General features: G+C 59.3%; 19 protein-coding genes and 4 tRNA genes. 17 read left to right on the top strand and 6 right to left on the bottom strand.

Annotated features, from left to right (window positions below):
• Positions 1–208: 208 nt before the first annotated feature.
• The 11 genes from AC0Z5Z_RS10425 to AC0Z5Z_RS10375 all read left to right on the top strand — a co-directional run bounded on the left by AC0Z5Z_RS10425 (position 209) and on the right by AC0Z5Z_RS10375 (position 11208).
• A tRNA-Arg gene (locus AC0Z5Z_RS10425) sits at positions 209–285 on the top strand.
• Between the two features lie 32 nt (positions 286–317).
• Positions 318–393 (top strand) — tRNA-His (locus AC0Z5Z_RS10420).
• A 57-nt stretch (positions 394–450) separates the two neighbouring features.
• Positions 451–535 (top strand) — tRNA-Leu (locus AC0Z5Z_RS10415).
• Positions 536–612: 77 nt separating this feature from the next.
• Positions 613–688 (top strand) — tRNA-His (locus AC0Z5Z_RS10410).
• A gap of 401 nt (positions 689–1089) precedes the next feature.
• Positions 1090–2400 carry a trigger factor gene (tig, locus tag AC0Z5Z_RS10405; RefSeq protein ID WP_016775337.1) on the top strand — a complete coding sequence of 437 codons (1311 nt, stop codon included), beginning with the start codon at positions 1090–1092 and terminating at the stop codon, positions 2398–2400.
• A 92-nt stretch (positions 2401–2492) separates the two neighbouring features.
• Positions 2493–3128: an ATP-dependent Clp endopeptidase proteolytic subunit ClpP gene (gene clpP, locus AC0Z5Z_RS10400; RefSeq protein ID WP_016775336.1), complete on the top strand. Its 636-nt coding sequence runs from the start codon at positions 2493–2495 to the stop codon at positions 3126–3128.
• 112 nt (positions 3129–3240) lie between these two features.
• Positions 3241–4524 carry an ATP-dependent Clp protease ATP-binding subunit ClpX gene (clpX, locus tag AC0Z5Z_RS10395; RefSeq protein WP_016775335.1) on the top strand — a complete coding sequence of 428 codons (1284 nt, stop codon included), beginning with the start codon at positions 3241–3243 and terminating at the stop codon, positions 4522–4524.
• Between the two features lie 162 nt (positions 4525–4686).
• Positions 4687–7083, top strand: coding sequence for an endopeptidase La (gene lon, locus AC0Z5Z_RS10390; RefSeq protein WP_016775334.1), 2397 nt, complete (start codon positions 4687–4689; stop codon positions 7081–7083).
• 149 nt (positions 7084–7232) lie between these two features.
• A complete protein-coding gene (locus AC0Z5Z_RS10385) occupies positions 7233–7505 on the top strand; it encodes an HU family DNA-binding protein (RefSeq protein ID WP_016775333.1) in 273 nt (90 codons plus the stop codon).
• 227 nt (positions 7506–7732) lie between these two features.
• Entirely contained in the window at positions 7733–9604 is a 1872-nt protein-coding gene (locus AC0Z5Z_RS10380) for a SurA N-terminal domain-containing protein (protein WP_150634904.1), read from the top strand.
• Between the two features lie 749 nt (positions 9605–10353).
• Positions 10354–11208, top strand: a complete 855-nt coding sequence (locus tag AC0Z5Z_RS10375; RefSeq protein WP_485611025.1) for a DUF2242 domain-containing protein — start codon at positions 10354–10356, stop codon at positions 11206–11208.
• Between the two features lie 386 nt (positions 11209–11594).
• Here AC0Z5Z_RS10375 and AC0Z5Z_RS10370 read toward each other — a convergent pair whose 3' ends face one another.
• Together AC0Z5Z_RS10370 and AC0Z5Z_RS10365 are read right to left on the bottom strand one after the other, a co-directional pair.
• Positions 11595–12635, bottom strand: a complete 1041-nt coding sequence (locus AC0Z5Z_RS10370; RefSeq protein WP_095182107.1) for an AraC family transcriptional regulator — start codon at positions 12633–12635, stop codon at positions 11595–11597.
• A 3-nt stretch (positions 12636–12638) separates the two neighbouring features.
• The gene (locus AC0Z5Z_RS10365) at positions 12639–13769 is read right to left on the bottom strand and encodes a nitrilase-related carbon-nitrogen hydrolase (RefSeq protein WP_095182106.1); all 1131 of its coding nucleotides are present in this window, start codon (positions 13767–13769) and stop codon (positions 12639–12641) included.
• Between the two features lie 208 nt (positions 13770–13977).
• Here AC0Z5Z_RS10365 and AC0Z5Z_RS10360 point away from each other — a divergent pair, with 208 nt between their 5' ends.
• Both AC0Z5Z_RS10360 and AC0Z5Z_RS10355 read left to right on the top strand, forming a co-directional pair.
• Positions 13978–16017, top strand: a complete 2040-nt coding sequence (locus AC0Z5Z_RS10360) for an NADPH-dependent 2,4-dienoyl-CoA reductase (protein ID WP_150634907.1) — start codon at positions 13978–13980, stop codon at positions 16015–16017.
• A gap of 125 nt (positions 16018–16142) precedes the next feature.
• Positions 16143–17066 carry a 1-aminocyclopropane-1-carboxylate deaminase/D-cysteine desulfhydrase gene (locus tag AC0Z5Z_RS10355; RefSeq protein WP_485611024.1) on the top strand — a complete coding sequence of 308 codons (924 nt, stop codon included), beginning with the start codon at positions 16143–16145 and terminating at the stop codon, positions 17064–17066.
• A gap of 141 nt (positions 17067–17207) precedes the next feature.
• Here the strand turns inward: AC0Z5Z_RS10355 and AC0Z5Z_RS10350 are convergent, their stop codons facing one another.
• Positions 17208–17714 carry a collagen-like protein gene (locus AC0Z5Z_RS10350; protein WP_082530311.1) on the bottom strand — a complete coding sequence of 169 codons (507 nt, stop codon included), beginning with the start codon at positions 17712–17714 and terminating at the stop codon, positions 17208–17210.
• Between AC0Z5Z_RS10350 and AC0Z5Z_RS10345 the strand changes: the two genes are divergently transcribed.
• Positions 17692–18033, top strand: a complete 342-nt coding sequence (locus AC0Z5Z_RS10345; RefSeq protein ID WP_485611023.1) for a hypothetical protein — start codon at positions 17692–17694, stop codon at positions 18031–18033. The two genes, AC0Z5Z_RS10350 and AC0Z5Z_RS10345, sit on opposite strands and share 23 nt — an antisense overlap.
• 87 nt (positions 18034–18120) lie before the next feature.
• On the opposite strand, the gene phnX is transcribed toward AC0Z5Z_RS10345, so the two are convergent.
• Together phnX and AC0Z5Z_RS10335 are read right to left on the bottom strand one after the other, a co-directional pair.
• Positions 18121–18948, bottom strand: coding sequence for a phosphonoacetaldehyde hydrolase (phnX, locus tag AC0Z5Z_RS10340; RefSeq protein ID WP_095182103.1), 828 nt, complete (start codon positions 18946–18948; stop codon positions 18121–18123).
• A 143-nt stretch (positions 18949–19091) separates the two neighbouring features.
• Positions 19092–20201 (bottom strand): 2-aminoethylphosphonate--pyruvate transaminase, encoded by a 1110-nt coding sequence (locus tag AC0Z5Z_RS10335; protein WP_024013452.1) that lies wholly within the window; start codon positions 20199–20201, stop codon positions 19092–19094.
• A gap of 113 nt (positions 20202–20314) precedes the next feature.
• On the opposite strand from AC0Z5Z_RS10335, the gene AC0Z5Z_RS10330 reads away from it, so the two are divergent.
• On the top strand, positions 20315–21175 hold the full coding sequence (locus tag AC0Z5Z_RS10330) for a LysR substrate-binding domain-containing protein (protein WP_305381118.1): 861 nt from the start codon (positions 20315–20317) through the stop codon (positions 21173–21175).
• 96 nt (positions 21176–21271) lie between these two features.
• Here AC0Z5Z_RS10330 and AC0Z5Z_RS10325 read toward each other — a convergent pair whose 3' ends face one another.
• Positions 21272–22144, bottom strand: a complete 873-nt coding sequence (locus AC0Z5Z_RS10325; RefSeq protein WP_122612111.1) for a LysR family transcriptional regulator — start codon at positions 22142–22144, stop codon at positions 21272–21274.
• A 270-nt stretch (positions 22145–22414) separates the two neighbouring features.
• Between AC0Z5Z_RS10325 and AC0Z5Z_RS10320 the strand changes: the two genes are divergently transcribed.
• Positions 22415–23740 (top strand): MFS transporter, encoded by a 1326-nt coding sequence (locus AC0Z5Z_RS10320; protein ID WP_016775327.1) that lies wholly within the window; start codon positions 22415–22417, stop codon positions 23738–23740.
• A 72-nt stretch (positions 23741–23812) separates the two neighbouring features.
• The gene (locus tag AC0Z5Z_RS10315) at positions 23813–25204 is read left to right on the top strand and encodes an FAD-dependent oxidoreductase (RefSeq protein ID WP_485611022.1); all 1392 of its coding nucleotides are present in this window, start codon (positions 23813–23815) and stop codon (positions 25202–25204) included.
• The last annotated feature ends 2 nt before the right edge of the window (positions 25205–25206 follow it).

The following is a 25206-nucleotide window of genomic DNA, read 5'->3' as shown; positions in this document are numbered from 1 at the left end:
AAAGGCGCTTGGTCAGCAAATTCCTCTAACTCCTTTAATTAAATGAATTTTTTTCAAAAAGGATTTGACGACCTTTGGAGCCCTCTATACTATTCGTCGCACTTGTCGGGCACAGCCTAGCACTGGTTAAGAAGGTGAAGCGGAATCAAGGTTCTGCGACACTGGAAAGCACTTAGTTTGTAGTCCTTTAAGAGTACAGATTAACAAGGCGCCCGTAGCTCAGCTGGATAGAGCATCCGCCTTCTAAGCGGATGGTCGCAGGTTCGAGTCCTGCCGGGTGCGCCATTAGGCAGCTTTGGCACAAGTAACGCGATATGGTGGGCGTAGCTCAGTTGGTAGAGCACGGGATTGTGACTCCCGTTGTCGTGGGTTCGATCCCCATCGTCCACCCCATATTTCGAAAGGCGCCAGATTTAACGGTCTGGCGCCTTTGCTTTAAAAGCTTCATCCGCGGATGTGGTGGAATTGGTAGACACACTGGATTTAGGTTCCAGCGCCGCGAGGCGTAAGAGTTCGAGTCTCTTCATCCGCACCAAATAAAGCTTCACCTGTGCCTAGGGCCTGATGAAGTTTCGACAAAGAAGTTGTTTGGCTTTTTTGTTACGCAATATGGTGGGCGTAGCTCAGTTGGTAGAGCACGGGATTGTGACTCCCGTTGTCGTGGGTTCGATCCCCATCGTCCACCCCATATTTCGAAAGGCGCCAGATTTAACAGTCTGGCGCCTTTTTTGTTTTAGCGGTTTCGAAATCCGGCCACGGCCGATTTCGCAGCGCAGGGCAGGGCACTTCATCGCTTTTAAAGGATCGGATGACGCTGAACTGCTCGTCGTTCCGGTTTGGCCGGAACGCCTGTCGGGGCGTATCTGATAGTTGCTTCTATATATAGAAGCGTTGCTGCAGAGCCCTGACGTGATCGCTTGTATTCGCCAGTGGAGTGCACGGCATTCGTGCGGCGCTCCCTATAAATTGCCTGCTGTTTTTTTACCCGTTTCCAGTAGGGTGACTTCTTGAGTTTGACCCACTAGAATGCATGCCCTTGATTCTGGGGTCGGAAACGGCCGGCTAACGTCTGTGCAACGAGGAATATCCATGCAAGTTTCTGTTGAAAATACTACTGCTCTCGAGCGCCGCATGAGCGTCACCGTGCCGGCAGAGCGCATCGAGACTCAGGTCAACAAGCGTCTGCAGCAGACTGCCCAAAAGGCCAAAATTGCTGGCTTCCGTCCAGGCAAAGTGCCAATGAGCGAAATCAAGCGCCGTTTCGGTGCTGATGCGCGTCAGGAAGCGGTAGGCGACGTCATCCAGTCTTCCTTCTACGAAGCTGTGGTCGAGCAGAAGCTCAACCCTGCCGGTTCGCCTTCGATCGAGCCAAAGTCGCTCGAAGCGGGCAAGGATCTGGAATACGTTGCTGTATTCGAAGTCTTTCCTGAGTTCACCGTTGCTGGCTTCGAAGGCATCACCGTTGAGCGTCTGAGTGCTGAAGTGGCTGACGCTGATCTGGACAAGATGCTCGACATCCTGCGCAAGCAGAACACCCGTTTCGAAGTGGCCGACCGTGCTGCCCAGAACGAAGACCAGTTGAACATCGATTTCGTTGGCAAGGTTGACGGCGAAGTATTCGCTGGCGGCTCCGCCAAGGGCACTCAGCTGGTACTGGGCTCCGGCCGTATGATCCCGGGCTTCGAAGAAGGCCTGGTTGGCGCTAAAGCCGGCGAAGAACGCGTTCTGAACCTGACCTTCCCTGAGGACTATCAGAACCTGGACCTGGCTGGCAAAACCGCCGAGTTCACCGTGACCGTCAACACTGTGTCCGAGCCTAAGCTGCCTGAGCTGAACGAAGAGTTCTTCGCTCAATTCGGCATCAAGGAAAGCGGCATCGACGGCTTCCGCACCGAAGTTCGCAAGAACATGGAGCGTGAACTGCGTCAGGCAATCAAATCCAAGGTCAAGAATCAGGTAATGGACGGTCTGCTGGCCACCAACCCGATCGAAGTGCCAAAGGCTCTGCTGTCCAACGAAGTTGACCGTCTGCGCGTGCAGGCTGTTCAGCAGTTCGGCGGCAACATCAAGCCAGACCAACTGCCGGCCGAGCTGTTCGAAGAGCAAGCCAAGCGCCGCGTCGTGCTGGGCCTGATCGTTGCTGAAGTAGTCAAGCAGTTCGACCTCAAGCCTGATGAAGCTCGCGTTCGCGAAATGATTCAGGAAATGGCTTCCGCTTACCAGGAGCCAGAGCAGGTCGTGTCGTGGTACTACAAAAACGAGCAGCAACTGAACGAAGTACGTTCGGTTGTGCTGGAAGAACAAGTTGTGGATACTGTTCTGCAGAAAGCTAGTGTGACCGACAAATCGGTCTCCTACGAAGAAGCAGTCAAGCCGGTAGAAGCTCCAGCAGCCGACTGATTGATTTTGCGTTAGAAGTGCACACCATAAGCCAGCTCTCGAGCTGGCTTATGCGTATTCAAGACATAACTATTTGGGAGCGACTGCAGAGCATGTTCCGTAATTCTTATATTCAGCAGAACTCTGATATCCAGGCCGCCGGCGGCCTGGTCCCGATGGTTGTCGAGCAGTCCGCTCGTGGCGAACGCGCCTACGACATCTACTCGCGCCTGCTCAAGGAGCGAGTGATCTTTCTGGTGGGCCCGGTAGAGGACTACATGGCCAACCTGATCTGTGCGCAACTGCTGTTCCTTGAAGCGGAAAACCCGGACAAGGACATCCATCTGTACATCAACTCGCCGGGCGGTTCGGTGACTGCCGGCATGTCGATCTACGACACCATGCAGTTCATCAAGCCGAACGTGTCGACCACCTGCATCGGTCAGGCGTGCAGCATGGGCGCATTCCTGCTTACCGCAGGTGCACCGGGCAAGCGTTTCTGCCTGCCGAACTCGCGCGTGATGATTCACCAGCCACTGGGCGGTTTCCAGGGCCAGGCGTCGGACATCGAAATCCACGCCAAGGAAATCCTCTTCATCCGCGAGCGTCTGAACATGCTGATGGCCAAGCACAGCGGCCGTACTCTGGAAGAAATCGAGCGCGATACCAATCGCGACAACTTCATGAGTGCTGAAGCTGCGAAGGAATACGGCCTGATCGACGAAGTGATCAACCAGCGTCCAGCTTAATATAAGCAGCGCAAAACAGGCCTGATCGGCATGTCCGATCAGCGGCGGGCTTGAAAAAGCCCGCAATAGCCTTCATCTTGTGTTGCAAGCCTATCGGATTTGGATCGAACGAATGACTGACACCCGCAACGGCGAGGACAACGGCAAGCTGCTCTATTGCTCCTTCTGTGGCAAAAGCCAGCATGAAGTGCGCAAATTGATTGCCGGCCCCTCGGTCTTTATCTGCGACGAGTGCGTCGACCTGTGCAATGACATCATCCGCGAGGAGGTGCAGGAAGCACAGGCCGAAAGCAGCGCGCATAAATTGCCTTCGCCTAAAGAAATCAGCGGCATCCTTGACCAGTACGTCATTGGTCAGGAGCGTGCGAAAAAGGTTTTGGCCGTAGCGGTGTACAACCACTACAAGCGCCTGAACCAGCGTGACAAAAAGGCTGACGACGTCGAACTCGGCAAGAGCAACATTCTGCTGATCGGCCCGACAGGCTCCGGTAAAACCCTGCTGGCCGAAACACTGGCCCGCTTGCTGAACGTTCCGTTCACCATTGCCGACGCAACCACCCTCACTGAGGCCGGTTACGTGGGTGAAGATGTCGAGAACATCATTCAGAAGCTGCTGCAGAAGTGCGATTACGACGTAGAGAAAGCCCAGATGGGCATTGTCTACATCGACGAAATCGACAAGATTTCCCGCAAGTCCGACAACCCGTCGATCACCCGTGATGTTTCCGGTGAAGGCGTGCAGCAGGCCTTGCTCAAGTTGATCGAAGGCACGGTCGCTTCGGTACCGCCGCAAGGTGGCCGCAAGCATCCGCAGCAGGAATTCCTGCAGGTCGACACCCGTAACATCCTGTTCATCTGCGGTGGTGCGTTCTCCGGCCTGGAAAAGGTCATTCAGAACCGTTCCACCAAAGGCGGCATCGGCTTCAACGCCGAAGTGCGCAGCAAGGAAGAAGGCAAGAAGGTTGGTGAATCCCTGCGTGAAGTCGAGCCTGACGATCTGGTCAAGTTCGGTCTGATCCCGGAATTCGTCGGTCGTCTGCCGGTCCTGGCGACACTGGATGAGCTCGACGAGGCTGCGCTGATGCAAATCCTCACCGAGCCGAAAAATGCTCTGACCAAACAGTATGCCAAGCTGTTCGAGATGGAAGGCGTGGATCTGGAATTCCGTTCCGACGCGCTGAAATCGGTCGCCAAGCGTGCTCTGGAACGTAAAACCGGTGCCCGTGGCCTGCGTTCGATTCTCGAAGGTGTATTGCTCGACACGATGTATGAAATCCCCTCGCAGTCCGAGGTGAGCAAAGTCGTGATCGATGAAAGCGTGATCGAAGGCAAGTCCAAGCCACTGTATATCTACGAAAACAGTGAGCCGACGGCCAAGGCAGCGCCGGACGCGTAAGCGTTCACAGCGCCGCAGCAAAGAAGGGGCCTTCGGGCCTCTTTTTTTTAAGTCGTTTTTTACCTCCGCTTTGCGCTTGTTTTTTTTCGAGGCAGCCCCCATCTTGGTTTCAAGCTTAATTCCATCTGATTACGGCCATACGGCCGCCGTAGAGGCGAAATCATGAAGACAACCATCGAATTGCCTCTCCTGCCATTGCGTGATGTCGTGGTTTATCCGCACATGGTTATCCCGCTGTTCGTGGGGCGCGAGAAATCCATCGAAGCCCTCGAGGCAGCGATGACGGGTGACAAGCAGATTCTGCTGCTGGCCCAGAGAAACCCGGCTGACGATGATCCCGGTGAAGACGCTCTCTATCGCGTAGGTACGATTGCCACGGTACTGCAACTGCTGAAGCTGCCTGATGGCACCGTCAAGGTTCTGGTCGAAGGCGAGCAGCGTGGTACTGTCGAGCGCTTCAGCGAAGTCGATGGCCACTGCCGCGCCGAAGTTTCTCTGATCGAAGAAGTCGACGCCGCCGAGCGCGAGTCGGAAGTCTTCGTGCGCACGCTGCTGTCGCAGTTCGAACAATACGTTCAGCTGGGCAAGAAGGTTCCGGCTGAAGTCCTGTCGTCGCTCAACAGCATCGATGAGCCCGGTCGTCTGGTCGACACCATGGCCGCGCACATGGCGCTGAAAATCGAGCAGAAGCAGGAAATCCTCGAGATCATCGATCTGTCGGCGCGTGTCGAGCACGTGCTGGCGCTGCTGGATGCCGAAATCGACCTGCTCCAGGTTGAAAAACGCATTCGCGGTCGCGTCAAAAAGCAAATGGAGCGCAGCCAGCGCGAGTACTACCTGAATGAGCAGATGAAGGCCATTCAGAAAGAACTCGGTGACGGCGACGAAGGCCACAACGAAATCGAAGAGCTGAAAAAGCGCATCGATGCTGCCGGCCTGCCGAAAGACGCGCTGGCCAAGGCCACCGCTGAGCTGAACAAGCTCAAGCAGATGTCGCCGATGTCAGCTGAAGCCACTGTGGTGCGTTCCTACATCGACTGGCTGGTGCAGGTGCCGTGGAAGGCGCAGAGCAAAGTACGCCTCGACCTGGCCCGTGCAGAAGACATTCTCGACGCCGATCACTACGGCCTCGAAGAGGTCAAGGAGCGCATCCTTGAATACCTCGCCGTGCAGAAGCGCGTGAAGAAAATCCGTGGTCCGGTGTTGTGCCTGGTCGGTCCTCCAGGTGTGGGTAAAACCTCGCTGGCGGAATCGATTGCCCATGCCACCAATCGCAAATTCGTACGTATGGCCTTGGGCGGCGTGCGTGACGAAGCGGAAATTCGTGGTCACCGCCGGACCTACATTGGTTCGATGCCGGGAAGATTGATTCAAAAGATGACAAAAGTGGGCGTACGCAACCCGCTGTTCCTGCTCGATGAAATCGACAAGATGGGCAGCGACATGCGTGGCGACCCGGCTTCGGCGTTGCTGGAAGTGCTCGATCCCGAGCAAAACCACAACTTCAACGATCACTATCTTGAAGTCGATTACGACCTGTCCGATGTGATGTTCCTGTGCACCTCGAACTCGATGAACATCCCGCCAGCGCTGCTGGACCGGATGGAAGTCATCCGTCTGCCGGGTTACACCGAAGACGAGAAGATCAACATCGCTGTGAAATACCTCTCGCCGAAACAGATCGCCGCCAATGGTCTGAAGAAGGGCGAGCTGGAGTTCGATGAGGAAGCGATTCGCGACATCATCCGTTATTACACCCGTGAAGCGGGCGTGCGGGGCCTCGAGCGACAGATCGCCAAGGTCTGCCGCAAGGCAGTCAAAGAGCATGCGCTGGAAAAACGCTTCTCGGTAAAAGTGACAGCTGACCTGCTCGAGCATTTCCTCGGCGTGCGCAAGTTCCGCTACGGCCTGGCCGAGCAGCAGGATCAGGTGGGGCAGGTGACTGGCCTGGCGTGGACTCAGGTTGGCGGTGAATTGCTGACTATCGAAGCCGCAGTGATTCCGGGTAAAGGTCAACTGATCAAGACCGGTTCGCTCGGTGATGTGATGGTCGAATCGATCACTGCCGCACAGACCGTTGTGCGCAGCCGCGCCAAGAGCCTGGGCATCCCGCTGGACTTCCACGAGAAGCGCGACACGCACATTCACATGCCGGAAGGTGCTACGCCGAAAGACGGCCCAAGTGCTGGCGTCGGTATGTGCACGGCGTTGGTTTCGGCATTGACCGGTATTCCGGTGCGCGCCGATGTCGCCATGACCGGTGAGATCACTCTGCGTGGGCAAGTGCTGGCAATTGGCGGTTTGAAAGAAAAACTGCTGGCGGCTCACCGCGGCGGAATCAAGATTGTGATTATTCCGGAAGAAAACGTCCGCGATCTGAAGGAGATTCCTGACAATATCAAGCAGGATCTGCAGATCAAGCCGGTTAAATGGATTGACGAGGTCCTGCAAATTGCGCTGCAATACGCGCCGGAGCCCTTGCCGGATGTGGCTCCGGAGATAGTTGCCAAGGACGAAAAACGCGAGTCTGATGCCAAGGAAAGAATTAGCACGCATTAATACGTTTTAGCCTGGGGGGCTTTCCTTGACAGCATTTTAGAGCCCTTGTTATAAAGCGGCTCTTAAGTGTCTGTAGGCCATTCAGCACTCGTTTTTGCTTTCACCAAAAAACTTAGAAACATCTCAAAATAGATATAAGGGGACTTAGAGTGAACAAGTCGGAACTGATTGATGCTATCGCTGCATCCGCTGATATCCCGAAAGCTGCTGCTGGCCGTGCGCTGGACGCTGTAATCGAATCCGTCACTGGCGCTCTGAAGGCTGGCGACTCCGTTGTTCTGGTTGGTTTCGGTACTTTCTCCGTGACTGACCGTCCGGCTCGTACCGGTCGCAACCCGCAAACTGGCAAGTCTCTGGAAATCCCGGCTGCCAAGAAGCCAGGTTTCAAAGCCGGTAAAGCGCTGAAAGAAGCTGTTAACTGAGTTTCCAGGTTTTTACCCATCCGGGTCGGGGTCAAGCCTGACTTGGCAGCGGAGCGGTAGAGCAGGTGGCTGGAACAGGCACCTGTAACGCCGGGATCGAGGGTTCGAGCCCTGTCCGCTCCGCCAGTTACGAGAAGGCGCATCCTCGGATGCGCCTTTCTTCTATCCGGATTCTACCCACGCTCCACGGTTGCCTAAATTGAAGTTCAACCGTTTCTGGGGGACGCATGCTGCAAAATATCAGGGACAATTCACAAGGCTGGATTGCCAAGACCATTATCGGGGTCATCGTTGCACTGATGGCCCTGACCGGTTTCGATGCCATTTTCCAGGCCACGACTCACAAGAACGAGGCGGCCAAGGTCAACGGTGACGAAATCAGCCAGAACGAGCTGAGCCAGGCCGTTGATATGCAACGCCGTCAGCTGATGCAACAGCTGGGCAAGGACTTCGATGCGTCCTTGCTCGACGAAAAAATGCTGCGCGAATCGGCGCTCAAAGGCCTGATCGACCGCAAGTTGCTGCTGCAAGGCGCCGAACAGGCGAAGTTCTCGTTCTCCGAAGCCGCGCTGGATCAAGTGATCCTGCAGACGCCTGAATTCCAGGTCGACGGCAAGTTCAGCTCCGAGCGCTTCGACCAGGTGATCCGTCAACTGGGCTACAGCCGCATGCAGTTCCGTCAGATGCTGGCTCAGGAAATGCTTATCGGCCAGTTGCGCGCTGGTGTTGCCGGCAGCGGTTTCGTCACCGACGCCGAAGTGCTGGCTTTTGCCCGTCTGGAAAAACAGACCCGTGATTTCGCCACTCTTAACGTCAAGGCCGACCCGGCTGCGGTCAAGCTGACCGATGACGAGGTCAAGGCTTACTACGACGAGCACGCCAAGGAATTCATGACGCCGGATCAGGTGATCATCGATTACGTCGAGCTGAAGAAATCGTCGTTCTTCGATCAGGTTGCGGTCAAGGATGAAGATCTTGAGGCGGCTTACCAGAAAGAGATCGCCAACCTGTCGGAACAGCGTCGTGCCGCGCACATCCTCATCGAAGTGAACGACAAGACTACCGAAGCGCAGGCAAAGGCGAAGATCGACGAAGTCCAGGCGCGTCTGGCCAAGGGCGAGAAGTTCGAAGCGTTGGCCAAGGAGTTCTCGCAGGATCCGGGTTCCGCCAACAATGGTGGTGACCTTGGTTATGCCGGTCCTGGCGTTTACGACCCGGCTTTCGAAAAAGCGCTGTACTCCTTGTCGAAAGACCAGGTGTCCGAGCCGATTCGTACCGACTTCGGTTATCACCTGATCAAGCTGTTGGGCGTGGAAGCGCCTGAAGTGCCGACCCTGGCCAGCCTGAAAGACAAGCTGACCCGCGAGCTGAAAGCCGCTCAGGTCGAGCAGCGTTTTGTTGAGGCGACCAAACAACTGGAAGACTCGGCGTTCGAAGCTTCTGACCTGGCGCAGCCAGCAGCGGATCTGAAACTGACTGTGCACACTTCCAAGCCGTTCGGCCGTGAAGGTGGCGAAGGTGTTGCAGCCAACCGTGCCGTGGTCACTGCCGCGTTCAGTCCGGAAGTGATTGATGAAGGTGCCAACAGCACCGCCATCGAGCTGGACCCGGAAACCGTGATCGTGCTGCGCGCCAAGGAGCATCTCAAGCCTGCGCAATTGCCACTGGAAAGCGTGAGCGCGGCGATCCGCACTCAGTTGACCAAGGAGCATGCCAGTGCCGAGGCCAAGACCCGTGCCGAGAAGCTGATCGCTGATCTGCGCGACGGCAAGGCGCCGCTGGACAAGGCCATCGATGGCCAGAACTGGAAGATCACCGAAGCGGCCACCCGTGGTCAGGAAGGGGTTGATCCGGCTGTGCTGCAGGCACTGTTCCGTATGCCGAAGCCGGCTGCCAAGGACAAGCCGACGTTCTCCAGCGTTACCTTGCCGGATGGCAGCCTGATGATTGTGCGTCTGAATGGCGTCAATGAAGCAGCTGCACCGACGGAAGAAGAGAAAGCGCAATATCGTCGTTTCCTCGCTTCCCGTGAGGGCCAGCAGGACTTTGCGGCGTATCGCAAGCAGTTGGAAGCTGAGGCGAAGATCGAGCGGTTCTGATCTTTTGACTGACGTTTGAAGGAGCCCCGGCCTGATGGTCGGGGCTTTTTTGTTTTTGGTGGCTTGGCGGTCTTTGGGCCGGCCATGCTCTGGGTGGTTTGGGTGAATATCCGTTTCTTCGGGTGCGGCGGCTGGCGGTTTCGCCCTTACGGCGAGGCACTTTTTCCAGACGCCGAAAAAGTACCCAAAAAGGCTTGCTCCTACGTTCGGCCCTCGCAGGCTCGGGTTCCTTCGCTGCGGGATCGATCCGGGCGCAGCGGCTCCGGTTTGCTTCGCTGCACCTCCTTCCGCTGTGTCTGGCTGCGCCAGACGGTCGCTGCGCTCCCACGCCCGGATCAATCCCTCCACTCAGCCTTCCGATGTCGCCGGTGGATCAAAAGCAAGATCAAAAGCACTCGAGCTTGCGCTCATTGTTGAGTGGGGCGGCTTTGCCGCGGGCAGCTGCGCTGCTTTGCTTTTGCTTTTGTGGGAGCGAGCCTGCTCGCGAAGGCGGCTTGGCAGCCGACCTGATCTTGAGTTTTTACCTTTCTTTTGCTTTAGAACACGCCGGTCGGTTCTGGGGTGTTATGGCCGTCGAGCCGACAAGCCATGGCGAAATTGCGCGCGTTGATCGATCATTTGTCCACGCGGCTTTTTCCTGACGGCCATGACCGGTAAAGTTGTAACCGATTCTTGACACTATTCCATGCGCCATGGGGCAACGATCTGTTGCACAATACGCCCCGGACTGTTTTCCCTCAGGATGTTCAATGTTGATTTCCACTCCCATGCGTGTTGTCGGGCTGGCGCTGTTATTGACTGCGGTGGCCGGTTGTTCGAAGGACAAGCCGATCTATGAGCATGAGAACTTCGATGACTCCGGCACCTTTTCGCGCAATTACCCGGTAACCGACACCGCCAGTTGCGAAGCGGCCCGGCGCGCGTTGCTCAGTCAGGGCTACATCATTACCAGCAGTGATCCGAAGCTGGTCAGCGGGCACAAGAGCTTCCAGCAGACCGGCGAGACGCACCTCGAGATCAGCTTCAACGTGGTCTGCGCCGAAGATGGCAGCGCCGGGCATCATGCGACGGTGTTCGCCAACGCCTTGCAGGACCGTTATGCGCTGAAGAAGACCAACAACTCGGCCAGCCTCGGGGTTGGTGTGTTGGGCTCGGTGTCGATGCCGATCGGCTCCTCGGACGACTCGATGGTCAAGGTCGCCAGTGAGACGGTCATTGCGCAGAAGTTCTACGAGCGTTTCTTCACGCTGGTGGAGCAGTTCCTGCCCGCCGATGCGAAGAAAGCTGCACACATCGAAGAAAAGCCGAAAACCGATCTTGGTGTGCCAGAACCAAAAGCGGCACCTGCACCTGCGCCTCTGGCGCCGACACCTGCAGCGGAACCGGTCCCCGCGCCGGCTGCGGAACCTGCACCGGCCCCGGTTGAAGCCGCGCCAGTGAGTTCCGAGCCGGTGGTACCGCCAGCGGAGTCGACGCCGATTACGCCTGCGCCAGCGCCCGTGGAAGAGCCAGCGCCGGCCAGCGAAACCATCACCCCGCCGACCAACCCGGATATTCCGCCACCATCCGAGCCGATTCCGGCGATGCCTGCGTCGGGCCAATAAGAAACCAAGCGAAACCCTGTGGGAGCAAGCCTGCTCGCGAAGCGGTGTATCAGTCGACAGATGATTAGACTGACACACCGCTTCGCGAGCAGGCTCGCTCCCACAGTGGTTTTCGGGTTGGCTTAAAATCTGGTAACACACCTGCGGCATCATCGCCGCGATAAATCCCCAACCACCTGCTACGTTTTATTCATGAAGGCAGCGTTTCACTTTTCCTTCACACGGGCACTTTATGCTCGGGGCACAGGTCGATTGATCAGGCCATTTTCATAGCGAGCAGTTGGGGGATTCATACGATGGATGAGTATCAGGAAGAACTGCTCGAATACCAGGCCTTTGAACTGGATCAACCAGAGCCGGCTGACGACGCGACGGAACTCTGAGCTTCAGGCTCCCGAGCGGTAATTTCGTCGGGATTCGCCGGGCGTCTGCCCGCTCCAGCGCTTGAATGCGCGCTGGAAGGCTTCAGCTGAGGCGAAGCCCAGCAGGTAGGCGATTTCGCCGAATGCCAGTTCGGTGTCGCGGATGTAGGTCATCGCCAGGTCGCGGCGTGTGTCATTGAGGATCGCGCGAAATTGCGTGCCTTCCTCAGTGAGCTTGCGCCGCAAGGTCCAGGTCGGCAGTTTCAGGCGTGCCGCGACTTCTTCTAGATCCGGCTCGCGGCCGCCATTGAGCAGCGGGCCGAGCAATTGGGTGATGCGCTCGCGCAAACTGCGGGTGCGGGTCAGTTGTTCCAGCTCCCGCTCGCACAATTGCAGCAGATGTCGCCAGGTGCTCGGGCAGTGTTCAGGGTTGCGCAGGGCGAGGCTGCTCAGGCTCAGGCGCAGTTGGTTGCGCTCGGCGCTGAACTGGATCGGGCATTCACCGAGCATTGTGTAGGCGTCGCGGTAATCCGGCGCTTCGAATTCGATTTCGATTCGCTCGGCGCGTAACGTTTCGCCGCACAGGCTCGACAACTGATGCAGCCAGCCAGCGAGGATCGAGTCGACCACGAAGCGGTTATAGGTGTTGTACGGGCTGATCGAGTAGAAGCGCAGCCACGCACCGTTGGCGTCTTCGTGGAAACTGGACTGCCCGCGATAGTTCGAGCCGTAAAGCGGCTCGAAGCGCGTCAGGCAGCGGGCCGCTTCACGCACGGTGGGTGCTTGCGCCGCAGTGATGCCGGCCAGACCGGCCTGATTCAAGCGGATCATCCGGCCCATGCGCAGGCCCAGAGCCGGGTCGCCGGTGAGTTGAATCGCCGCATGGCCGAGGCGCATGTAACGCGGGATCGACAAGCGCGCCCCGGCCTCGGCCAGTCGCGCGGCATCAAGGCCATATTGTTCAAGCAGAGGCAGCGGATCGACGTCGTGGCTGCGCACGGCATCGGCCAGACTATGGACGACGCCCACTGACAGATCCCCGAGGCGCATCGGCTGTGGCTTCATGGTTTACAGCCAGACGTTCAGCAAGCGCGCACCACGGGCCTCGCCATCGGCGAACTGCTGGCCGTTGCTGCTGAGGAAGCTTGTGCCGGTACTCGACTTATCCCAGAACTGCCCGCGCATGAACACACTGACGCCGGCAATCGCGCGGCTGCTCGGTGGTTGTGCGGTGAGGGTCAGTCGGTGCCAGGCCTGACCTTCACTGAGGTCGCCGGGCTTGAGGCTGACCGAGCCCGGCGTGCTCGAGCCCTTGTAGCCACGCCATGGCTTGTCCCAGGCGCCTTGGCCAATAACCTGCGCCGGCACCGCCACCAGTTGCGCGCCTTGCTCATCGAGGGTGCGGTAGTTGGCGGGATACCAGCTGTCACTGCCGATCAGGATGCCCAAGCGTCCGGCCGGTGTGTCGACGACCTGGATGGCGTGTTTGTCTTCGGCCTGAATCACACCTTGCTGATCAAAGATCGGATGCATCTGCCGCTGCGGCTGGCCCAACGGTACGCCGTTGCGACCAAACACCACGCTGCTGTTGAACAGGGCGCCGCTGCCGGGCTTGAGCCGGCCGTCGCGGATGCTTGGCTCCGGCAGCACGATGGAGCCGGCCACCAGGGTGACCTGGAACTCCTTGGCCAGACCGCCGAACAGCGCCTGGTAATCCTTGGCCATGGCCTTCGCTTTCATCCGCAGATAAGCGTCATCCAGGCGTTGCTCGCCCTTGGCCCGCAGCCAGGCACGGGCAAACAGCAGTGGATTGCTCGCCGCCAGCCAGTTCATTGCCTCCGCCAGCGTTGGCGCCTGATACAACTCGTCTTTCTCGCCGCTGACCATCAGCCAGGTGCCGACGTGCTCGGGCAACACCACCACGGTTTTTTCGTTGAGCAAGCCCTGATCGCGCGCCTGCTGCAGATACGCCGCGAGTTTGCGGTGCAGGCGTGCGGAGCTTTGGTAATCGGTGGGGAACAGTTCGGGCTGGATGCCGAGCAGATTGCCACGGTCGCCGGGCGTGCCCTGATTGACGGCGAGCTTGATGCGCAGGTCCGACAGGTAATGTCCCGCCGGCCGGTCTGCCGCCCACATGGCGTAGGTGGTCAGGGCGGCAACGAGGGCCATGGAGAAAAACAGATACAGAAGTTTGCGCATGAAAACCAACAACAGCCGGGTACAGGATGTGCCGACTAGGGTAGGGCCCATGGCCCGGGTTGCCAAGGGGCGCTGCGCATTTGGATCAATAACTTGTCAGTTACGGTCATTGAGTGACAGCGGTGCGACTCTTAGTCTGTCGAACATGACTGACGGGGGACGCAGAGCTCCCGCAATTTTTCCGTGATCGCTCGTTGTGGAGTTACCGATGACCGCCGCTCATTACCCGCATCTGCTGGCCCCGCTGGACCTGGGATTCACCACGCTGCGCAACCGCACCCTGATGGGCTCGATGCACACTGGCCTTGAAGAAAAGCCGGGTGGCTTCGAACGCATGGCGGCGTACTTCGCCGAACGTGCCCGTGGCGGTGTCGGCCTGATGGTCACCGGCGGCATCGGCCCGAATGACGAGGGCGGCGTGTATTCCGGCGCGGCCAAGCTCACTACCGAGGAAGAGGCGCTCAAGCACCGCATCGTCACTCGCGCGGTGCACGAGGCGGGCGGCAAGATCTGCATGCAGATTCTTCACGCCGGGCGTTACGCCTACAGCCCGAAACAAGTAGCACCGAGCGCGATTCAGGCGCCGATCAACCCGTTCAAGCCCAAAGAGCTGGACGAAGAGGGCATCGAAAAACAGATCAGCGATTTCGTCACCTGCTCGGTATTGGCGCAAACCGCCGAATACGACGGCGTCGAGATCATGGGCTCGGAAGGTTACTTCATTAACCAGTTCCTCGCCGCGCACACCAACCACCGCACTGACCGCTGGGGTGGCAGCTACGAAAACCGCATGCGCCTGCCGGTAGAAATTGTCCGTCGTGTGCGCGAAGCGGTCGGGCCGAATTTCATCATCATCTTCCGCCTGTCGATGCTCGATCTGGTCGAAGGTGGCAGCACCTGGGATGAAATCGTCATGCTGGCCAAAGCCATCGAGCAGGCCGGTGCGACCATCATCAACACTGGTATCGGCTGGCACGAAGCGCGGATTCCGACCATCGCCACCAAGGTTCCGCGTGCAGCGTTCAGCAAGGTTACGGCCAAGTTGCGCGGCTCGGTGAGCATCCCGCTGATCACCACCAACCGCATCAATACCCCGGAAATTGCCGAGCAGATTCTTGCCGAGGGGGATGCCGACATGGTCTCCATGGCCCGACCATTCCTCGCCGATCCGGACTTCGTCAACAAAGCCGCCGAAGGCCGCGCCGACGAAATCAACACCTGCATCGGCTGCAACCAGGCGTGCCTCGACCACACCTTTGGCGGCAAGCTCACCAGTTGCCTGGTCAACCCGCGCGCCTGCCACGAAACCGAACTCAATTACCTGCCGGTGCAGCAGATCAAGAAAATCGCCGTGGTCGGTGCCGGCCCTGCCGGCTTGTCTGCCGCCACCGTGGCCGCTGAGCGCGGTCATCAGGTGACGTTGTTCGATTCGGCCAGTGAGATCGGTGGCCAGTTCAACATTGCCAAGCGCGTACCGGGCAAGGAAGAGTTTTTCGAAACCCTGCGCTACTTCAACCGCAAGCTGCAAACCACCAATGTCGAGGTGTGCCTGAACACCCGCGTCGACGTGGCCAAGTTGGTTGAAGGCGGCTACGACGAAATCATTCTCGCCACCGGTATCGCCCCGCGCGTGCCGGCGATTCCGGGCGTCGAGAATGCCAAGGTGCTGAGTTATCTGGATGTGATCCTCGAGCGCAAACCGGTCGGCAAGCGTGTCGCGGTAATCGGTGCGGGCGGGATCGGTTTCGATGTCTCGGAATTTCTCGTTCATCAAGGCGTAGCCACCAGTCTGGATCGCGCGGCGTTCTGGAAAGAGTGGGGCATCGACACGCAACTGGAGGCCCGTGGTGGTGTGGCGGGAATCAAAGCGGCACCGCATGCGCCGGCCCGTGAGGTTTTCCTGTTGCAGCGCAAGAAAACCAAGGTCGGCGACGGTCTGGGCAAAACCACCGGCTGGATTCATCGCACCGGTCTGAAGAACAAGCAGGTGCAGATGCTCAACAGCGTCGAATACCTGAGCATCGATGACCAAGGCTTGCACATTCGCATCGGCGAATCCGGCGAGCCGCAACTGCTGGCAGTGGACAACATCGTGATCTGCGCGGGGCAGGATCCGTTGCGTGAATTGCACGACGGTCTGGTTGAAGCCGGGCAGAACGTGCACTTGATCGGCGGCGCGGATGTGGCGGCGGAGCTGGACGCCAAGCGGGCGATCAATCAAGGTTCGCGGCTGGCGGCTGAGTTGTAAACACATTCCGTAGGAGCTGCCGAAGGCTGCGATCTGTTGATCCTGATTTCAAAAGCAAGATCAAAAGATCGCAGCCTGCGGCAGCTCCTACTAGTATGTGGTCTTTTCCAGATTGTGCAGTGCCCATGCTTTTGCCTCCCCCCAACTGGCTACCCCCGGCCCCTCTCGAACCGCTCTATCTGGACTGGCTTGCAGTTGCCGGCATAGAGGTCGCGATCCTGCGCCTGGACCGCATCGACCCGCTGATCAGCGGCAACAAGTGGTTCAAACTCGTCGAACACCTCAAAGCCGCCGAGCGTGCCGGCGCCGAGGGCATCATCAGCCTCGGCGGTGCGCATTCCAATCACCTGCATGCGCTGGCGGCGGCGGGCAAGCGGCTGGGTTTCAAAACCGTGGGACTTCTGCGCGGGCACCCGCAGGACACGCCGACAGTGCGGGATCTGCAAGCGTTCGGCATGCAGTTGCATTGGCTGGGTTACGCCGGCTATCGCGCGCGGCACGAAGCGGGATTCTGGGTACCGTGGCACGCGCAATATCCGACGCTGCATGCAGTGCCCGAGGGCGGTGGTGGCGTGGCCGGCGCACTGGGTTGCGCAGCGATCAGGCAGCAAGCCGAAGAGCAATTGGCCAAGCTGGGCTGGGATGATTTCGACGCCTGGTGGCTGGCCTGTGGCACCGGCACGACACTGGCCGGGCTGGCGCTCGCCGAGCAAGGCAAGCGCGCGGTGTACGGTGCTCTGGCGGTACCGGATGATCACGGCGTAGCGCCGAACATCGAGTCGATCCTCGCGCCCGCCACCGAGCATGCGGCGGGCTATCAACTGATCGACGCCAGCCGTGGTGGTTTCGCCAAAGTTGACGAGGCGTTGCTGACCTTCATCGATCAGACCGAGCAAACCAGCGGCATCCCTTTGGAACCGCTGTACACCGGCAAGGCCTTGCTGGCGCTCAAGCAGCATGTCGAAGCAGGCGAATTTGCCATCGGCACGCGTCTGATCTTTATCCACACGGGGGGCTTGCAGGGGCGACGCGGATTTGCAATGACATAGCCGATGGACGCGATCAGTACATGCCAGCGTTTCGGCGTAATGATATTTGCAACACACAAAAGTCTTATTTGTACGGTTTATTATTTCTGCTTATTTAAAGTTGTTGGTGTGCGTTGAACTGTGGGCGTAACTCTATGTTGCTTATATCTTGTAGGTTCTTTTGGTTTGAATAGTTTGTTGTGCGTGATTATTGTTGGTTCGGCTCTTTAGTTTGTTATTAAAGATCATAATTATATTTGTAAATTTGAGTGTGAATATGAAAAGTCCGATCTCCAAGCCTCGCCCCACTACCACTACACCAAAGCCAGTGGCGCCAACCAAACCCGTAGCACCGACCAAACCCGTAGCACCGACCAAACCAGTGGCACCAACCAAGCCAGTAGCACCAACCAAACCGGTAGCGCCGACCAAGCCGGTAGCGCCAACCAAGCCAGTAGCACCAACCAAACCGGTAGCGCCGACCAAGCCAGTGGCACCAACCAAACCGGTAGCGCCGACCAAGCCAGTGGCGCCAACCAAGCCAGTAGCACCGACCAAACCAGTGGCGCCAACCAAACCGGTAGCCCCAACCAAACCAGTTGCGCCGACCGCACCAGTAGCGCCGGTCGATACCAAGCGTCCGCCAATGCCATGGCCGACCCTTAACATCAACATCGATCCGGTGGCCTTGATTACGCTGATTCAAACACTCGGTGCGACCGTCAATGTCGATGGTTCGACCACACTGCCTGACGGTAGCGTGGTTGACGTTGATAAGACTTCGATCAAGCGTCCCGACGGCATCATTCAATATGACGACGGCCGGGTAGAGTATCCGGACGGGCGGATCGTATGGTCTGATAATACCGTTGAATATCCGGATGGCCGTATTGTCTGGGAAGATGGTACTGAACAATTGCCTGACGGAAGTGTTAGACATCCCGATGGTAGTGCGTACGACGCAGAGGGCAACCTTGTTTCAGAGTAAGTAATAACCGGGCAATATATTTATTCAAGACAGTGCAAAAAAAACACCGCTGATTGTCATGGATCAGCGGTGTTCCGGTTATCGGCCTCAGGCGTTTTGCGGCATCTCCCCGTTGGCCAGACGCTTGTTGATGTCGGCGATCACTTCCGGCAGATCGCTGATGGTGTCGATCATGTAATGCGGCCGCGAACTTGCGAACAGCGCGTGGATGCGCTGGCGTTCGCTGGCCAGTTCGTCGCTGCCCAACGCGCGGAAACCTTCATAGTCCAGACCCAGCGCGTTGCCCGAGCAAATCAGCGCAACCGTCCACATGCCGGCCCGGCGGCCTTCGAGAATGCCCGGCACGGTGTCGTCGATCTTCACGCACGCTGCAACATCGTCGATGCCCAGAGCGATCACGTTGGCCAACGCTTGCGCCGGCCATGGACGACCGTTTGGCACTTCGTCGGTGGCGACCACGTGGTCGGCGACGTAGCCGTTGCTGGCGGCGAGTTCGACGACTTTGTCCATCACCGCTTTCGGGTAGCCGGAGCAGGAACCGATCTTGATCCCTTGCGCGCGCAGTTGGGCGATGGCGTCCAGCGCGCCGGGAATCAGTGCCGAGTGCTCTGCGATTTTCTCGATCTGCAACGGCATGAAGCGGTTGTAGATAGCGGTGACGTCATCGTCGGTCGGCGTGCGACCGAATACCTTGCGATAACGCTCGGCCACTTGCGGCTGATCACAGAGGGTGCGGATGTGATCCCACTTGCCCATGCCCATCGGCCCACGGGCCTCTTCAATCGACACCTGCACATCGAACTCGGCGAAGGCTTCGACGAAGATCTGCGTCGGCGCGAACGAGCCGAAATCGACCACGGTACCGGCCCAGTCGAGGATCGCGGCTTGCAGCTTGCTTGGATTGGTGTAGTTCATGGCAATCAATTCCTGATTTGAAAATGAGATCAAAATGTGGGAGCGAGCCTGCTCGCGAAAGCGGTCTGACATCAGCGTAGGTGTCGCCTGGGACGACGCTTTCGCGAGCAGGCTCGCTCCCACAGGGGGATTTTTGGTGAGGTTCAGATATCGAGCACTTCCATCTCGCGCAGCACTTCACCCACTGCTGCCACGGCCTGGCGCATTTCGTCCGGGGTGACGTGGCCGATGCAGCCGACGCGGAAGGTTTCGACCTGGGTCAGCTTGCCGGGGTAGAGGATGTAACCCTTGGCCTTGACCCGCTCATAGAAGTCCTTGAACTGGTAGCGCGGATCCTGCGGGGCATGGAACGTGGCGATGATCGGCGCCTGAATTGCCGCCGGCAGGAAGCTGCGCAAGCCGAGCTTGTTCATCTCTTCCATCAGCGCCTGACAGTTGGCCGCATAACGCGCATGCCGCGCCGGCAGACCGCCTTCTTCGCTGTATTGCAGTAGCGCTTCGTGCAGCGCCGCGACCACATGGGTGGGCGGGGTGAAGCGCCATTGCCCGGTTTTCATCATGTAGGCGTGCTGGTCGTACAGGTCCATCGCCAGCGAGTGCGAGTTGCCAGCCGCGGCGGCCAGCGATTCCTTGCGGGCGAAGACAAAACCCATCCCCGGTACGCCTTCCAGGCATTTGCCGGAAGCGGCAATGAGCGCGTCGAACGGTACTTTTTGCGCATCCACCGGCAACGCGCCAAAGGAGCTCATCGCGTCGATGATCAGACGTTTGCCATGTTGCGCAACGACCTCGGCGATCTCGGCCAGCGGATTGAGAATGCCGGTGCTGGTTTCGCAGTGGATCAGCGCCACGTGGGTGATGTCAGCGTCGGCGCGCAGCAAGCGGTCGACGTCAGCGGCGGTGGTCGGTTCGTCTTCGGCGGTTTCGAAGGTGCTGAACGAGCGGCCGAGCACTTCGCAGATCTTCGCCAGACGCTTGCCGTACGCGCCGTTGATCAGCACGAGGATTTTGCCGTCGCGCGGCACCAGCGTGCCGATCGCCGCTTCGACGGCGAACGTGCCACTGCCCTGTAACGGTACGCAATGGTGGCTGGCGGCGCCGTTGAGGATGGCCAGCAATTGCTCGCACAGGCTGGCGGTCAGCTGGTTGAAGCGGTCATCCCACGAACCCCAATCGACCATCATGGCCTGACGGGTGCGGGCCGAAGTGGTCAACGGGCCGGGAGTGAGCAGAATCGGTGCGGCGGTACTCATTCGGGTGTCCTCGCGAAAACGCTGTGGGATGAAGCTACGGGGCCTACGTTGCAATTCGCCGCTTCATCAATCAAATTGTTTGTTGTTATGCCAGCCATCAGTGAGGGTTATCCATGAATCTGTTTCAGCTGCGCGCCTTCGATGCCGTGGCCCGCGAAGGCAGCTTCACCCGCGCGGCTGCGCGGTTGTTCATCAGCCAGCCGGCGGTCACCGGACACATCAAGGCACTGGAAGAGCACTACCAGATCACCTTGCTGCGGCGCACCGCGCGACGGGTGGAACTGACCGAGGAGGGCACCAAACTGGCGGCGATCACCCGCGCCATGTTCGGTCTGGCGGAAGAAGCGCAGACGCTGCTCGAGGCCAATCGGCAATTGTTGACCGGGCGTCTGGAGGTGGCGGCGGATGGGCCGCACATGGTCATGCCGATGCTGGCAAGTTTGCGCGCGCGCTATCCGGGGATCACCGTCAACCTGCGTCTGGGCAATGCCCAGGAAACCCTGGCGGCGCTGTTGTCGGAACACGCCGATGTCGCGGTGCTGACCGAGGTCGAGCCGCGCAAGGGCCTGCATCTGCAAGCGCTGAGCGAATCGCGGATCTGCGCGCTGGTGCCGGCGGGGCATCGCTGGGCGAATCGCTCCGGGGAAGTGAAACTCAAGGAGCTGGACCAAGTGATCATGGTTCTGCGCGAGCCAAGTTCGATTACCCGGCGCACGTTTGACCAGGCGTGTATGCAGGCCTCGATTCAGCCGCGGGTGTTGCTGGAGTTGGACAGTCGCGAGGCGGTGACCGAAGCGGTCGCGGCCGAGTTGGGTATCGGTGTGGTGTCATCGGTGGAGGTCAGTCATGACCCGCGCGTGGTGGCGATCCCGATTGCCGGGGAAGGGCTGATGAACCGGCACATGATTGGCTGCATGGAGCGCCGGCGCGAGTTGCGCTTGATTCAGGCGTTTTTTGATCTGGCGCCAGACTGAAAACCGAGGCGACTTTTTCGCGAGCAGGCTCGCTCCCACACTACAGAGCGCGGTCCCATGTGGGAGCGAGCCTGCTCGCGAAGGGGCCAATACTGTTTACACAAGGCTCTCGCGAACCATATCAAGAAACGTCGCCACCACCCGCCGCGAACTCTGTTCGCGCAAGCACACCAGGGTTTCGGTCAGGCGCCTCGTGCAATCGGTGATCGGCAACGCGCAGACCCGTGAGTCGGCGCCGAACTCCGCCGCTGAAACCACACCAACCCCGATCCCCACCACCACGGCTTCGCGCGCCGCTTCCCGACCTTCAACCTGAATCGCCGGGCGGATGCGCAAACCTGCGCGGGCCATTTCCTCTTCCAGGGTCTGCCGGGTCACCGAACCGATCTCTCGCAGCACCAGTGGCGTGTCATCCAGATCGGCCAGACAGATCGATTCGCGCTCGGCCCACGGATGATTGCGCGAAACGAACGCCACCATCGGATCGTTGCGCAACGGCACACACAGCAAGCGTTCATCGGTTACGTCGCGGCCGAGCAGCGCCAGATCGGCCTGATAGTTGAACAGGCGAAACAGCGATTCATCGGTATTGCCGGTCTCGATTTTCACGCTGATGCCCGGGTAGCGCTCGCAGAACCGTGCGATCTGCGGCAACACGTGGATCGGCGCGTCCACCGCGAGAATCAGGCTGCCGGTCTGCAGGGCTTGGGATTCCTGCAGCAATTCCTGCGCTTCGGCTTCGATCACGAACAGGCGCTGGGTGATCGCCAGCAGGCGCTCGCCGAGATCGGTCAGGCGTACGGAACGTTTATTGCGGTGAAACAGCAGCACGCCGAAGCGTTCTTCGAGTTTGCGTACCTGGTCGGAAATCGCCGGTTGCGTCAGATAAAGCCGCTCGGCGGCGCGGGTGAAGCTGCCATGGACGGCCACCGCGTGGAACGCTTTGAGTTGGGCGTGAGAGACGGACATGGTGGCTCCAGTAACAAGCTCGGCTTATGTGTGAAATACGATAAATCGATTTTATTTATTAAACAGTAATTGCTTTGATCGGCTCACGCCATCGCTGACTGCTCGGTCGAGCAGCGGCGCCGGCCCATGAGCCTGTGCGTGCAACAGCAGACTCATCTGACCGTTATCGCCGAAGGGAAGGGGCGGTATCGCAGTGCTCAACAATAAAAAACACAGGCGTTTTTCTTAACGATTCTGCCGGCACACTCACACCCTGAGGTCAGAACCACCATGAACAAGCACATCGGCACCCTGGCGCGTTGGCGCGTGCAGATCTTCGCTATTACCTGGCTCGCGTACGCCGCGTTCTACTTCACCCGCAAAGCGTTTTCGGTGGCCAAACTGGGCATCGCCGAAGACCCCGATTTCACCCTCGACAAAATGGCCATGGCCAACCTCGACGCGATCTATCTGGCGGCGTATGCCCTCGGACAGTTCACCTGGGGCATGCTCGCCGATCGCTTTGGCCCGCGAGTGGTGGTGCTTGGCGGTTTGCTGATATCCGCCGCTGCGGCGCTGGTGATGGGCAGTTTCGCTACATTGCCGATCTTCGCCACGTGCATGTTGATTCAAGGTCTGGCGCAGTCCACTGGCTGGTCGGGGCTGTGTAAAAACCTTGGCAGCTTCTTCCCGTCAGAGCAGCGCGGGCGCGTGCTCGGCTTGTGGAGTTCCTGTTACGCGTTTGGTGGTCTGGTCGCCTCGCCGTTCGCCGGCTGGTGGGCCTACACGCTGGTCGGCACCTGGCACGCGGCATTCATTTCCAGCGCGGCGGTGGTCGCGGTGGTGGCCGTGCTGTTCTTTATCTTCCAGCGCAACAAACCGGAAGACGTCGGCTTGCCGGCGGTGGAGCCCGAGCCGGAACTGACCGCCGAGGAAACCGCAGCCAACAGCAAACTCAGCGTGTGGGAGCCGTTAAAGGAAATCCTGCGCAACCGCACGGTGCTGGTGCTGGGCCTGGCGTATTTCCTGCTGAAACCGGCGCGCTACGCGATTCTGTTGTGGGGGCCAGTGATTGTTTTCGAGCAGATGCCCAGTGTCGGCAAGGTTGGCGCGGCGATCATTCCCACCGCGTTTGAACTGGCTGGATTGCTCGGGCCGATCATGATCGGCCTGGCCTCGGACAAACTTTTCGGCGCCCGACGCATGCCGGCCTGTGTGCTGAGTCTGCTGGCGCTGACCGTAACGCTGGCATTGTTCATGGCCGCGCTGAACACCGGCAGCGTGTTGCTGGTTGTCGCGTTGCTGTTCGTCATGGGCCTGACGTTGTACGGCCCGGACTCGATGATCAGCGGCGCGGCCGCCATCGATTTCGGCAAGGCCAAGGCCGGTGCCACCGCCGCCGGTTTCGTCAACGGCTGCGGCTCCGTTGGCGCAGTGCTCGGCGGTTTGCTGCCGGGCTACTTCGACTCGGTGACGGTGTTCATCGTCTTCGCCGGATGCGCGCTGTTCTCGGCGCTGGTGCTGATTCCGCACTGGAACAGTCGGCCGGTCGGCGTGATGGAGCCGCGCGCGGCGATCCCCAACTGCCCGCTGAGCGTCAAACCGCTGCGTTCCTGAAACCCTTCGCCCCGTCGCCTGCTGCGCGGTGCGCGGCAGGTTGCGTCGTGACCTTCTGACTGGAGATTTCCCATGCGACCGTTCTGGCTCGAGCAAGCCTTGCAGGCCGACCCATCCGAACAGTGTCCACCGCTGCAAGGCGAGGTGCGCACGGATGTGTGCATTGTTGGCGGTGGTTACACCGGATTGTGGACGGCGATCATGCTCAAGCAGCAAAACCCGGAGCTGGAGGTGCTGCTGATCGAGGCGGACATCTGCGGCGCTGGCGCCAGTGGCCGCAATGGCGGCTGTGCGCTGTCGTGGTCGGCGAAATATTTCACCCTGGAACGCTTGTTCGGCGTCGACGAGGCGGTGCGTCTGGTCAAGGAATCCGAGCGCAGCATCCATGCGATCGGCGAGTTCTGCGAGCAGTACGGCGTCGATGCCGACTACCGCCTCGACGGCACGCTATATACCGCGACCAATCGCGCCCAGGTCGGCGCAACTGACGCGGTGATCGCGGCGCTGGAGCGTAACGGCATCAACTCGTTCAGCCAGCGACCGCTCGCCGATGTGCAGCGCATGGCTGGTTCGTCAAAACATCTGGAAGGCTGGTTTTCCCCGGCGGCTGCCAGCGTGCAACCGGGCAAACTGGTGCGCGGCCTGCGCCGGGTGGCGCTGCAATCGGGCGTGAAGATCCATGAAGGCACGGCGATGACCGGGCTGGAAGAGGGCCGCCCGGCACGCATCCACACGCCCGGCGGCAAGGTCATCGCCGACCGAGTGGTGCTGGCGATGAACGCGTGGATGGCCCGCGCGTTTCCTCAGTTCGAACGCAGTGTGGCGATCGTTTCCAGTGACATGCTGATCACAGAGCCGCGCCCGGACCTGCTGCAGCAAATCGGTTTGACCAGCGGCGTCAGCGTCCTCGATTCGCGGATTTTCGTGCATTACTACCACAACACCCCGGACGGCCGGATCATGCTCGGCAAGGGCGGCAACACCTTCGCCTATGGCGGGCGGATGCTGCCGGTGTTCGATCAGCCGTCGCCTTATGCCGGATTGCTCAAGCGCAGTCTCGCGGATTTTTTTCCGGCGTTCGCCGAGGTCAAAATCGACGCGACGTGGAACGGCCCATCGGATCGTTCGGTGACAGGTTTGCCGTTTTTCGGCCAGATGAGCTCGGCGGGCAACGTGTTTTACGGCTTCGGTTATTCCGGCAGCGGCGTCGGCCCGTGTCACATGGGCGGGCAGATTCTCGCCGCGCTGGTGCAGGGTCTGGATAATCCGTGGACCCGTTCGCCGCTGGTCAACGGGCCGCTGGGTTATTTCCCGCCGGAACCCATCCGCTACCTCGGCTCGTTGATGGTGCGCAACGCCATCCGCCGCAAGGAGCGCGCCGAAGATCACGGGCACCGGCCTCGGCATCTGGACGTGCGCCTGGCCAGGTTCGCGGCGGCGGCGGGCAAGGCGGACAAAAGCTGAGG

This window comes from Pseudomonas sp. 1L-E-NC-VB-C3 (assembly GCF_057291535.1).
Note: the sequence above shows the minus strand (reverse complement) of the source record. Positions and strands in the feature narration are given on the sequence as shown.